This window comes from Flavobacterium undicola (genome assembly GCF_009909155.2).
Classification (GTDB): domain Bacteria; phylum Bacteroidota; class Bacteroidia; order Flavobacteriales; family Flavobacteriaceae; genus Flavobacterium; species Flavobacterium undicola.
This window is the reverse complement of the sequence record NZ_JAAAPM020000001.1, coordinates 274613-287747: the sequence shown is the minus strand read 5'-3', so window position 1 is coordinate 287747 and position 13135 is coordinate 274613. Positions and strand designations below refer to the sequence as shown.

Genomic DNA, 13135 nt, shown 5'->3' with positions numbered 1-13135 from the left:
TAATGGTAAAATGTTTTTTATTAGAGATCGAGATTATTCTAACACCGAATAATCTCCAATACTAACACTTGTAAATTGACCATCAAAACTAGCATGATTTCCTATCATGGCGTTATCTAAATTAGCATTTTTGATGTGTGCATGCGTTTGTACCAAACTGTTTTTAATGCTGCTATCCACTACGTGACATCCGTTTCCTAAAGAAACATTTGGACCAACTGTAGCGTTTATTAAAACTACATCTTCACCAATATAACAAGGCTCAATGATAGTTGAATTTTCAAGTTTAATATTTTTGTTAACCAAATCAATCTTGTCTTTTGCCAAGAAAGAAAGCATTCTCGAATTAGTTTCTACAGTAACATTTTTGTTTCCGCAATCCATCCAAGCGCTTACTTCACCTGTTTTAAAGATTTTCCCGTTAGCCATCATGTTTTTGATACCATCGTTAATTTGGTATTCACCTCCATTTTGGATATTATTATCTAAAACATTTTGTAACTCGTGTTTCAAAACAGCAATATCTTTGAAATAATAAATCCCGATAACAGCCAAATCACTCACAAATTCCTTTGGTTTTTCAACCAATTCGATGATTTCATTTTTATCGTTTAATTTGACAACACCAAAAGCTTCCGGGTTCTCAATTTGTTTTACCCAAATCACCGCATCAGCAGCTGGATCCAATTCAAAATCGGCTCTAATCAAAGTATCGGCATATGCAATTACTGCAGGACCGGAAAGTGAATCTTTGGCACACATAATCGCATGTCCTGTTCCTAAAGCTTCATTTTGATAATAAATAGTTCCTCTTGCTCCTAATTTTTCGGCAATGGCAATTAAATCCTGCTCTACTTTTTCCCCAAAACTTTCATGAATTACAAAAGCTACTTCTTCAATATCTTGATTCAAAACCCCAGCGATATCTTCTACTAATCGGTGAACGATTGGTTTTCCGGCAACTGGAATTAATGGTTTAGGAATGGTTAATGTATGTGGGCGTAGACGAGATCCTCTACCAGCCATAGGCACTATTATTTTCATACTTTTTTATTGTTTTTAACCGCGAAGTTCACGAAGCTTTCGCAAAGTTCACGAAGGATTTAATATTTTTTTAGCCACGGATTAAAACGATTTCCACGGATTTTTTATTTGAAATTTGTTAAAAGAATTTAACCGATTTAATAACTGCAAACTGAAAACTGATCACTATTTCACTCCAGTACTACCAAATCCGCCAGCTCCTCTTGAAGTTTCTGATAATTCTTGGACTTCAAACCATTCGGCTCGTTCGTGTTTAGCAATAATTAATTGTGCAATTCTTTCTCCGTTTTGAATTTCAAAAGCCTGATTAGATAAATTAACTAAAATTACACCAATTTCTCCACGGTAATCGGCATCTACCGTTCCAGGACTATTCAATACGGTGATTCCGTTTTTAAAAGCCAGACCGCTTCTCGGTCGCACCTGTGCTTCGTAACCTATCGGTAATTCGATAAAAAGACCTGTTTTAACAATAGTTCTTTCTAAAGGCTGCAAGAGTATCGATTCGGTCAAATTAGCTCTTAAATCCATTCCTGCCGAAGCAATGGTTTCATAGCTAGGCAAGGCATGTTGCGATTTATTAATAATATTTATTTTCATTTTTTTATTTTGATGCAGGAACAAGTCAAAGCTTATCCTTGCAGATTATTTTTTCGTTTAAGAATACTCATCAAAGTAGCTTTCTCATTGTGGTAGATGAAATAGAGAAACAAAAGTAACAACGCAATTCCAACAAAATAATTTTCTCTAAAACCATAAAAGGAAACCACTGAGAAGAGGATAGACAAGCCAAGATATCCCCCTATTTTTTTGAAATCATAGGGAATAGGATAATATTTATTTCCAAGATAATAGGAAATCAACATCATACTTCCATAAGCAGCTAATGTTGCAATGGCTGAACCCGAATAACTATAAGACGGAATTAATAAAAAGTTAAGTACCAAAGTAATAATAGCTCCCACAATTGAAATATAAGCACCAATATAGGTCTTGTCAATCAATTTGTACCAAACAGAAAGATTGGTATAAATTCCCAAACAGAAATTTGCCAAAATAATCAATGGCACCACCTTCATTGCTACCCAATAAGATTCGTCAAGAATCATTAAACGTTTAAACAAATCGGCAAAAACAATAACGCTTAACATAATAAACGATCCGAAGATTACAAAATATTTGGTCACCATCGCATACGTTTGCGGCGCATTTTCGTTAGAAGCATGGCTAAAAAAGAAAGGTTCAATTCCAAGCGTATAAGCTGTACGGTACAAAACCATAAACAAACCTAATTTATAACAAGCGGAATAGACTCCCACTTCATCGGCAGCGATATTTTGAGGCAATAATTTGTCTAAAAGAATTTTATCAAATTGCTCGTTGATGGCAAAGGCAATTCCGGCAACTAAAATTGGCAATCCGTAAACCATCATTCGTTTCCATAAACTGAAATCGAATTTCCATTTTAGAAAAACATAATCAGGAGACAAAACTACAAAAGTCAATAAACTGGCAATAATATTAGCAAGGAAAATATAGCCAATTTGGAAATTTTCTATATAAAACGAACTAATCATGCCCGTAGGATTCAGCGTCGCCAGTTTGGGTAAATAAATTAAAAAAAGGACGCTTAATAATAAGTTCACCAATACATTTCCAATTTTAATAATGGCATACATCATCGGTCTTTGAAAAGCTCTTAATTTTGAAAAAGGTATAATAACCAAGGCATCCAATGCCAAAATCCAAATGCTATACGTAATGTATTGGGAATCGATACCAGACCAATCAGCTAATGTAGTTCGAAATAAAAGCGCTACAACCAGAAAGACAATGGTGGTCCAAAAGATAGAAACCATCGAAGTTTCGACCACTGCTTTTTTATTCTCTTCCTTGTTATAAAATCTAAAAAAAGCCGTTTCCATTCCGTAAGCCAAGATTACATTGAAAAAAATCATCCAGGCAAATATAATGGTGACTTTCCCGTACTCGTCTTTTGGAAGTAAATCAGTATACAGTGGCACTAACAGGAAACTAAACATCCTGGGTATAACCGTAGCAAGTCCGTAAATGGCTGTTTGTTTGAAAAGATTTTTATATAATCCCAAAATGTGGTGTCTTATTAGTTTTTACAAAAACAAAAATAACTAAATCTTTGGTTTTATCAGTATTGGATTTGTAATGATTTTTTTTCTTATAATCACTTATATAGTAACCTCAATAAACGATAAATAGTATTTTTCAGCTCGCTTATTAAACAAAAAAAGCGGTTGAAAAATTTCAACCGCCTTAATATATAAAGTAAGTATTCTTATCCGTTCAATGCTTCGGCTCCACCAACAATCTCAAGGATTTCACTGGTAATCGCAGCCTGACGCGCTTTGTTGTACGTTAATTTCAATTGATTTCTCAATTCAGTTGCGTTATCTGTTGCTTTGTGCATAGCTGTCATACGCGCACCATGTTCTGAAGCAAATGAATCGCGGATTCCTTTGTACAATTGTGTTTTCAATGATTTAGGAATCAAAGTCAATACAATTTCTTCTTTAGATGGTTCAAAAATATAATCTCCAGCAGTAACATTTAAATCAGATTTCACAGGAGCTAATGGTAAAAATTGTTCGTTTTGAACGATTTGAGTAGCCGCATTTTTAAATTGGTTATAAATCAATTCAATTCTGTCGTACTCACCACTAACAAATTTTTGAGTTAATGTTTCAGCAATAGCAGCAACATTATCAAAAGTCAAATCATCAAAAACAGCACTTTGATTGTCAATTACTGTATTTGTTTTGCTTAAAACATCATTTCCTTTTTTACCAATAGCAAAAATGTCTACTTGTTTCCCAGCAAAATAGGCTGCACGATTTTTAGCTTCTTTAATTACATTGGTATTAAAAGCACCACACAAACCTCTGTTAGAAGTAATAGCTACTAATAATACTTTCTTTACTTCACGTTGTGTAGTAAATTCTTCCCCTGTTCCTCCATCAAGAGTTGCAGAAAGACTTTGTAATAATTCCGTTAATTTTTCGGCATAAGGGCGCATGGCTGTAATTGCATCCTGAGCTTTTTTAAGCTTGGCTGCAGATACCATTTTCATCGCAGATGTGATTTGCATCGTAGATGAAACGGAAGTAATTCTATTACGGATTTCCTTTAAATTTGCCATTTTTTGTAAAAGTTTGGAGTTGGAAGATGGAAGTAGGAAGTAAGATTTTAACTTCTTACTTCCAGCTTCTAACTTCTGTCTTAATTATATTTTGCTGAAACTTCTTTCGCTACAGTTTCGATTACATCTGTAATTTCGTCTGTTAATTTACCTGCTTTTAAAGCATCAAGAGTAGCTCTGTGCTTTGCGTTTAAGAATTCTAAGAAATCTTTCTCAAATTCTTTTACTTTGTTTACAGGAACATTTCTCAATAAGTTTTTAGAACCAGCATAGATAATTGCTACTTGGTCTTCGACAGTATAAGGATCATTCAAACCTTGTTTCAAGATTTCAACGTTTCTTTTTCCTTTTTCAATTACGTTTAAAGTAACAGCATCAAGGTCAGAACCAAATTTAGCAAACGCTTCCAATTCACGGAATTGAGCCTGATCTAATTTTAAAGTTCCAGAAACTTTTTTCATTGATTTAATTTGAGCATTACCTCCAACACGAGATACAGAAATACCTACGTTAATTGCTGGACGAACCCCTGAGTTAAACAAATCTCCATCAAGGAAAATCTGACCATCAGTAATCGAAATTACGTTTGTTGGGATATATGCAGAAACGTCACCCGCTTGAGTTTCGATAATTGGTAAAGCTGTTAATGAACCACCACCTTTAACGATTCCTTTTAATGAATCTGGTAAATCATTCATGTTTTTAGCAATTCCGTCATCAGCGATAACTTTACAAGCTCTTTCTAATAAACGAGAGTGTAAGTAGAAAACGTCTCCAGGATAAGCCTCACGTCCCGGTGGTCTTCTTAATAAAAGAGAAACCTCACGGTAAGCAACAGCTTGTTTAGATAAATCATCATAAACAATAAGAGCTGGACGACCTGAATCTCTAAAATATTCTCCAATTGCAGCACCTGCGAAAGGAGCATAAACTTGCATTGGAGCTGGATCAGAAGCATTTGCAGCAACAATAACTGTATAAGCCATTGCTCCTTTTTCTTCTAACATTTTTGCAATTCCTGCTACAGTTGACGCTTTTTGTCCAATTGCAACATAGATACAAAATACTGGTTTACCAGCATCATAAAATTCTTTTTGATTTAAGATAGTGTCAATACAAACAGTTGATTTACCTGTTTGACGGTCACCAATAACCAACTCACGTTGTCCACGACCTACCGGGATCATAGCATCTACTGCTTTTACTCCTGTTTGTAATGGTTCAGTAACTGGTTGACGGAAGATAACTCCAGGAGCTTTTCTTTCCAAAGGCATTTCGTATAAGTCACCACCTATTGGTCCTTTTCCATCAATAGGAAAACCAAGAGTGTTTACAACACGTCCTACCATTTGTTCTCCTACTTTAAGAGAAGCAATACGTTGCGTTCTTTTAGCAGTAGATCCTTCTTTGATTCCTGTAGATGGTCCTAAAAGTACCACACCTACATTGTCTTCTTCAAGATTCAATACAATAGCCTCAAGACCATTATCAAATTCTACTAACTCTCCATATTGTACATTCGAAAGCCCGTAAATACGAGCAATACCGTCTCCAACTTGAAGTACCGTTCCTACTTCCTCTAGCGTAGCGCCAGATTCAAAACCTTCTACTTGCTTTCTTAATATTGCTGAAATTTCAGCAGGTTTGATTTCCGCCATCTTAATTTATAATTTAGACACTTAATGTGCAATAAAACTAGTTACTTAATTCTCTTTTTAATACTTGTAATCTGTTAGCAATTGAAGCATTGTATTGCTTATCACCTATTCTTAGAATAAATCCTCCAATGATAGCAGGATCTACTACATTTTCAATTGTTACTTTTTTATCTGACAATGATGAGATTTTAGCTAAAACTTTAGCTCCTAAATCAGCATCCATCGGAATAGCAGTAGTTACTATAGCTACTTCTAAACCATTAGCCTCATCAAATAATTCAGAATATGCTACTGCAATAGCTTCAAGAATTTCAAATCTTTTATTTTCGAATAATAAATGAAAGAAACCTTTAGTAACGCCATTAACATTAGCAAAAACTTCCAATAATGCATTTTCTTTTACATCAACACTTATTGTAGGACTTTGAATAAAAGAATTTAATTCAGAGTTTGCTTTAATAGTTGAAGCAATTAAAACCATATCGTTATTTATCTCATTGGCCACTCCAATAGAATCTGCCAAACTAAGAATTGCTTTTGCGTAACGAATTGCTGCTCTTGTACTCATAATATTAGTTTAGCTTTACATCACCTAACATTTTCTCAACTAATTTAGTTTGAGCTTCAGTATTAGATAATTCGTCTTTCAATAATTTTTCTGCAATACTCAATGACAAAGTAGAAACTTGTAATTTCAATTCAGCCATAGCTGCGTTTTTCTCACTTTCAATTGCAGCTTTAGCTTGCTCGATCATTTTTAATCCTTGTGCCTGCGCTTCAGATTTTGCATCAGCAACCAATTTCTCTTTCATTTCACGAGCTTCTTTCAACATAGCATCACGCTCTGCTCTAGCTTCGTTCAAAATTCTTTGGTTATCAGCCTGCAAATTTTGCATTTCTTTTCTAGCATTTTCTGCTGATTCTAATGCATTTTTGATTCCTTCTTCTCTTTCATTAACTGCATCAAGAATAGGTTTCCAAGCGAATTTTTTCAATAATAATATTAATCCAACAAATATTAATACTTGCCAAAAAAACAAACCAAACTCAAACTGATTTATTAACTTTTCCATTATATATAATTCTAAATTTTATATTCTAAATTTAATCCAGTTGCATTGCTGCAATGTAATGTTTTAATTTTAAAAACAATAGTTACAACCAACCGTTGCAACTATTGTTTTTTGTGTTTTAATTAAGATGCGAATAACGCAGCAAAACCAATACCTTCAATAAGTGCAGCAGCGATAAGCATAGCTGTTTGGATTTTTCCTGAAGCTTCTGGTTGACGAGCAATAGCGTCCATTGCTGAACTACCAATTTTACCAATACCTAAACCTGCTCCGATAACGATTAATCCAGCTCCAATAATTTGTGGAATTTCCATGATATATATATTAAAAATTAAACATTCTTTGTTGGGTTTATGGTTTGTAATTTATGGTTTATCGTTGCAAAACAACAAACTCTAAACAACAAACAATAAACATTTTAGTGGTGCCCTTCTTCATGATGATGCTCTTCTACAGCAGAACCAAAGTAAAGTGCAGATAACATCGTAAAAATATACGCTTGTAAAAATGCTACTAATATTTCAAGAATAGAAAGCAAAAATGACAATCCAAATGACAAGCTACTTCCAATCCAGCTTTTAAAGATAAACATTAAACCAATAATACTCATCAATACAATGTGTCCTGCAAAAATATTTGCGTACAAACGTATCATTAATGAAAATGGTTTAATAAAAACGCCTAACAACTCAATTGGTGCTAAAATAATACGCATTGGTTTTGGCACACCTGGCATCCAGAAAATGTGTCCCCAATAGTTTTTATTAGCTGTTAAGTTTGTAATTAAGAAAGTTAAAAATGCTAATGAGAAAGTAATGGTTAAGTTACCTGTAGCATTAATTCCCAGTGGAGTTAATCCGAAGATATTTAAGAACAATACAAAAAAGAATATTGTCAATAAATAGCTCATGTAGTTTTTATATTTTTTCTCACCAATGTTTGGGATAGCAATCTCGTCACGAATGTAAACTACTAATGGTTCAAAAATACGACCTACTCCAGAAGCAATTCCTCCATTTTTAGCATATGATTTAGCCAAATTACTAAAAATCAAAAACATTAATATAGCAGCAGCAAAAATTGAAACTACCGTTTTAGTAATTGAAAAGTCAATAGGACGAACATTAGATGGAAAACCAGTTTCTTCATTCTCAGTAATAGTTCCTGAAGCATCTGTTCTGTAAATTTTACCATCGTGGTGGTTGATAGCATAATATTTACCATTAGATTCTGCTGTTTCTTTTCCGTGGTGGAATGCTGCAGAAGAGAAAACGTGTAATTCATTATCCCATAAGATTACAGGTAATGGAAAACCCCAAGATTCTCCTGTCTCATTGTCTTGAGTTAATGAGAAATCATGAGAATCCAAAACGTGGTGACCAATGAACGCTTTAATTTTAGATTTTAAATCTGTTGGTTCAGCATGAGCTCCTTCTTGATGCCCTTCGGCTACTACTTCGTGAGTTGCTTCTACTTTTACTTTTGCCGTATCAACTTCTTGATTTGCAAAACTCATCAATGGAAGACACGCTAAAAATGTTGCTATTATCAATCTAAGTGGTCTCTTTAAAATCACCATAATTACTAAATATGTTATATTTACGTTTCTAAAATTTGGCGCAAAGGTACATTTTTTATTAATATCTAAAAGGATATAAAAATATATTTTTTTCAATACCTTAATTAAGCCGGTTTTTTATTGCTTTTCGCTTAGTATTCTTATAGTTACAACTACCTCAATTGTCAAAAAAAGGACAAATAGTACAAAAAAATTGATCTTCTCTATTGGGATGTCATAATGCCTAATCTTCAAAATTGGCTTTAACAGAAAATAATAGAAAACCATTTTGCTACTGGTTAATAGCAAGAAAGACATTCCTAACTGATCAAAATTGCGTTCTTTTATCTTGAGCAAGATGAAAATTATTACAAACGAAAGGGCAAAAAAGACAGCATACAATCTTTCTAAACTATAATAAAAAGTCTTTTGGTTGATTTGAAAAAAATAAAAAATCAATTTATGCAACACATATGCTATGCCTACTGAAATTAACAAAAAGCGAAATGTCTTGTAATTTTTTAAAATCATGAATCTTGTTTTATCTAAAAATCTTGCTGTTTTTAAAGATTAATCTTTTTCTTTATTAATTTCGTTTACCTGTCTTATCACATTGTATAAGGCTAGAAAGACTCCTACCATAACTAATATTTTATTATAATAGATTTTAGGATGTGGATGGTTTTCATCTAGCCAATCGCCCAAATAAGAAAACGCAAAAATGATTGCTCCCATTTGAATGGGAATATTAATTAAAGCCAGCCATTTACCACTGGGCCTTTTGTTATTCGGTTTCTCTTCCATCGCTTGTTGGTTTTACATTTTCTTTCATGATACAAGAAGCACTAAAATCGGCTCCTGGTTCTACTGATAATTTACCCACGGTGGCATCGCCATGAATACTGGCTTTGGACTTTATATTTAATAATTCTGTTACCTGAATAGTTCCGCTAAATTTCCCTTCAATATCGGCATTATTACAACTAATATCACCTGTAACACTTCCTGTAGGGCCAATAACTAATTTGCCTGTAGATTGAAAATTCCCAATTAGTTCGCCATCTAATCTAAAATCAGCCTTCGAAATAATATCTCCTTTTATTATAGTTCCTTCAACAATCCTGTTGGTTTTTCCTAAAAGGTCAGTATAAGGTTTATCTTTTTTATTAAACATCATGATTATTTTTTGGCATCTAAATAAGACTTTAGATTTTTCTTGATTTGAACTATTTTATAATTTTCGTTAGAAATAATTACTGCCGGAATTGCTATTTTATAACTTGGATTTTCTTTTAAAACATTGGCTACACTGGTTGCATATTCTTCCGTAGTAATCCCTTGAATGATAACAAATCCTTCGTTATCAGCATACGAATTATAGGCAAGATTTAATTTCTGACCGTTCTCAGTACTCATAAACTTGCTGATTTTTTCCTCTATTGCTTTTTTATCATTGCTGGCATTTAAGGCTACAGGATAAAGTATCTTCCATTGATTTGAGGTTTTGAAATCGAAATCCATTTTTTCCAATTGTGGAATTTGGTCTGCCAAAATACTATGTGCTTTTTTGCCTTCTTCGGTATTAGGATAAGTATCGGCCACAAATTCTAATGCTGCTTTATAAGCAGCTAATCCTTTTTGTTTACCTATGGTATTCGCTTTTAAAAGCTCCAGTTTAGGCACCACTTCTTCACCCGAAAATTGGTTAATCAATCCGTCAATTTTTGCAGCAACGGCATCAAATTCTTCGTTAGTATATTGTTGATATAGTTTTTTATAAACCGCATCCGGACTTCCTTCTTCAATAATTACATTAGAATTGTTTAGAATTTGTGCATAACGCGAATTAGGATATTGAGTAACGATCTTGTTCTTGATTGCTTCGGCTTTCTCACTGTTAGTAATTTGATAAATTTTATACAAATTATACCATGTAGGAAGTACTATTTTTTCTTCCGGTTTATTGACTAATAATTGCTCTAATTTTTGAGCAGCCAAGTTGTATTCTTTGAATTTTTCTTTATAAATAACACCTAACTGATAATAAGCATCATTGCGTTCTTTGGCAATACTGTCAATCGCTGTTGCTGCAACGGGAAGTTGTTTTAAATAAAAATCAGCCGTATATTTAGGTTCTGTTTCCTTTTCTTTCGAAATTTTATCCGATACTAATTCCTGTTCTGGAACCGCTGTAGAATCTTGAGCAACCGCTGCATTAGTTATATTAGTAGATGAAGAAAGCCTCCAGAATCCTCCTGCAACACGTTTACCCCAATTTTTCTTAAAGGCTACTTTTCCAAAAGATACCGTGGATGGATTGTAAAAATAAAAGCTGTTTTCCGATTGAAGACCAGCCATAGATGGCGGAGTAAATGGCGCTTTAACCACTGGTTTTCCATTCGAAACCAAAGCATCTGCAGTTGTTGATTTACTGTTTCTTTCAATATTTTTTTGCTTCTCAGCTGCTTTTTCTTCTAAAATCTTTTTGGCTTCATCTGCCTTTTTCAATTTTTCGATATAGCCATCAAAATAAGCCACTTTCTCCGTTTCAGGCAACGAAACCACTTTTAGAATGCTGTCATTTCTAACGGCAATCCCTTCGTAAAAAATAACATCGTCCAGATTTTTACGCACTTTTTCAATGTGAATAAACTCTCTGGTTTTAGGATTGAGTTTTACTAAAGTACTGTCGTAGTATTTGGCAGCAATTGGATAACGGGCATTTTTAAAATGCAAATTTCCAATATTTCTATAATCAGATGCTATTAAATAATTATCGGTTTTAGCCTTTTTTAAAGAAGCATTGTAATATTGTAAAGCTTTCTCATCCTTACCTTGTTTATCATAAAAAACGGCCATTTGGTAATTTAAAACATCCAGAAAAGGACGATTTTCCCGGTTTTCTAAAAGTTTATGGTACTTTTCATCAAAAGCAAATTTATCGCCATTTTGATAATCGAACAGTTGTGCTAATCTCACCTGCGATTGAATCATGTATTTCCTGTCGGATTTTCGATTCATCTTAATCACCGCTTCATAATATTCTCTTGCCTGATCATTTTGACCCATTTCCTGATAAAGCTGTCCCAGGATAAAACGATACCTCGCTTTTTCATTATTGCGTTTGCTAAAGTTGACTGCCTTTTTTAATTTGACAATCGCACTGTCTTTTTCTTCCAAATTTAAAAACGCCGATGCCAAAAGCGCATTGGCGTCAGCCGAAACCTGTTTTTTAGGTTTGGTTTCTTTGAGCATTTTAGTAATATTTTTTATTACTAAGGCATCGTTGCCCAAACGCATATTGGTTTTTTCGCGCCAAATTTTAGCTTCATCAATTCGGCTGCTATTTGGGTATTTGTATAAAATGTAGTTGAAAGCATCCAGCGCGGGAATGAATCGTTTGTCGTAATAACGGGATTTCCCTAATAATAAATAGGCTTCGTCTATTTGAGAATTGCGTTCTCTACCGCCAATATTCATGGAGTGTTTTTGGATGGCCTTAGTTGCTTTGGTCTCCGCCAATTTAAAATCGGCATTTTTAGTGGTGTCAGCAACCACATCTTCATCAATTTTCATGGCCTCAACAGGCAAAATCTCCCAAAAGTCATCTTGATTATTGGCTTCAATGGACTTAATTCCTTTGTCTAATCCTTTTTGCCCGTTGTATAAAATGTTGTATTTTGTACTTAAAGCATGTGAATTTCGAGCCAAAAAAGTATCATTCCTAGTAGAACAAGCTACCAAAACACACAAACACCCTAAGGGAATTGAATATTTAAATTTGTTGGTTTTCAATGATTCGCTGGTTTTATCATTAAACTTTTAAAAAGTTTTTTTAGTATAATGACTGGTAAAAATACGTTTCTTTTTGAAATATAGAAATTTAAACATCTATTCTTTTCTGTTGAATCATTTTATGCTATTAACTTATTGATTTTATATGTTTTACAAAAAAATCAAACCAATTTATATTTTTTGACTATTCTAAAATGCTCTACTGCAATCATAATTAAATGGAAAGCCACCAAAAAGAAGTAACAAGGCATAAACCATCCGATAAATTTTCCCAAAAAAGGTTCATTATTATACCTGCGATACAAACGACTATAGCTACTTGAATATATGTAAATAGCGCAAAATTGTAAAACAAGAAACCACCAACTCTTTTGAATCAATTTTCCAGAAGTTGTTTTTGATTTTGTTTTCGAAATAAAAAATATACTAATTATCCCGGTCAAACACAATAATAAATATACTGAATAAAAAACTAGCTTTACAGTATTATAAACAAATTCTTCTGGATATAGTGTGGTAATGATTGCTATTAAAAAACTAAATGCAGCAGCAACTGGAAACAAAAATTTATATTGACTTTTAAAAAATGAAGAAAATTTTTCCATAACTATTCTTGGAGCTGCAAATTTTCCCGAAGGATTAACTTCTTCCAATTCTCTTTCCCATTTAAGCATAACCTTAGAAAAAGTAACATCAAAATTAGATCCTTCAGTTTCTAATTCAATATCCGTTATAATGTGATCCAGCAATTCCAGTTTAATATCATCATAAACCACACCTTTATCTATTAAAGTTTGGTCAATTATTTCGATTTGTTCTGTTGTTAATTTCATAT

At 33.3% G+C, this 13135-nt stretch carries 13 protein-coding genes; all 13 read right to left on the bottom strand.

The window, feature by feature from the left end; genetic code table 11:
• Positions 1–33: 33 nt before the first annotated feature.
• Positions 34–1044: a sugar phosphate nucleotidyltransferase gene (locus tag GTZ96_RS01155; RefSeq protein ID WP_161640541.1), complete on the bottom strand. Its 1011-nt coding sequence runs from the start codon at positions 1042–1044 to the stop codon at positions 34–36.
• A gap of 165 nt (positions 1045–1209) precedes the next feature.
• Positions 1210–1644, bottom strand: a complete 435-nt coding sequence (gene dut / locus GTZ96_RS01150; RefSeq protein WP_161640540.1) for a dUTP diphosphatase — start codon at positions 1642–1644, stop codon at positions 1210–1212.
• A gap of 32 nt (positions 1645–1676) precedes the next feature.
• A complete protein-coding gene (locus GTZ96_RS01145; protein WP_161640539.1) occupies positions 1677–3152 on the bottom strand; it encodes a lipopolysaccharide biosynthesis protein in 1476 nt (491 codons plus the stop codon).
• A gap of 203 nt (positions 3153–3355) precedes the next feature.
• Positions 3356–4216, bottom strand: coding sequence for an ATP synthase F1 subunit gamma (gene atpG, locus GTZ96_RS01140; protein ID WP_161640538.1), 861 nt, complete (start codon positions 4214–4216; stop codon positions 3356–3358).
• An 80-nt stretch (positions 4217–4296) separates the two neighbouring features.
• Positions 4297–5874 carry a F0F1 ATP synthase subunit alpha gene (gene atpA, locus GTZ96_RS01135; RefSeq protein WP_161640537.1) on the bottom strand — a complete coding sequence of 526 codons (1578 nt, stop codon included), beginning with the start codon at positions 5872–5874 and terminating at the stop codon, positions 4297–4299.
• A gap of 37 nt (positions 5875–5911) precedes the next feature.
• On the bottom strand, positions 5912–6445 hold the full coding sequence (atpH, locus tag GTZ96_RS01130) for an ATP synthase F1 subunit delta (RefSeq protein ID WP_161640581.1): 534 nt from the start codon (positions 6443–6445) through the stop codon (positions 5912–5914).
• Between the two features lies 1 nt (position 6446).
• Entirely contained in the window at positions 6447–6947 is a 501-nt protein-coding gene (locus GTZ96_RS01125; protein ID WP_161640536.1) for a F0F1 ATP synthase subunit B, read from the bottom strand.
• 122 nt (positions 6948–7069) lie between these two features.
• On the bottom strand, positions 7070–7261 hold the full coding sequence (gene atpE / locus GTZ96_RS01120; protein WP_170111537.1) for an ATP synthase F0 subunit C: 192 nt from the start codon (positions 7259–7261) through the stop codon (positions 7070–7072).
• Between the two features lie 104 nt (positions 7262–7365).
• Positions 7366–8526: a F0F1 ATP synthase subunit A gene (atpB, locus tag GTZ96_RS01115; RefSeq protein ID WP_161640580.1), complete on the bottom strand. Its 1161-nt coding sequence runs from the start codon at positions 8524–8526 to the stop codon at positions 7366–7368.
• A 549-nt stretch (positions 8527–9075) separates the two neighbouring features.
• Complete coding sequence (locus GTZ96_RS01110) at positions 9076–9309, bottom strand: AtpZ/AtpI family protein (RefSeq protein WP_161640535.1); 234 nt, start codon at positions 9307–9309, stop codon at positions 9076–9078.
• Positions 9290–9679 carry a bactofilin family protein gene (locus GTZ96_RS01105; RefSeq protein ID WP_161640579.1) on the bottom strand — a complete coding sequence of 130 codons (390 nt, stop codon included), beginning with the start codon at positions 9677–9679 and terminating at the stop codon, positions 9290–9292. The genes GTZ96_RS01110 and GTZ96_RS01105 overlap by 20 nt, the downstream gene beginning before the upstream one ends.
• A 5-nt stretch (positions 9680–9684) precedes the next feature.
• Complete coding sequence (gene porW, locus GTZ96_RS01100) at positions 9685–12300, bottom strand: type IX secretion system periplasmic lipoprotein PorW/SprE (RefSeq protein ID WP_161640534.1); 2616 nt, start codon at positions 12298–12300, stop codon at positions 9685–9687.
• 161 nt (positions 12301–12461) lie between these two features.
• Positions 12462–13133, bottom strand: coding sequence for a hypothetical protein (locus GTZ96_RS01095; protein WP_161640533.1), 672 nt, complete (start codon positions 13131–13133; stop codon positions 12462–12464).
• Positions 13134–13135: the final 2 nt, after the last annotated feature.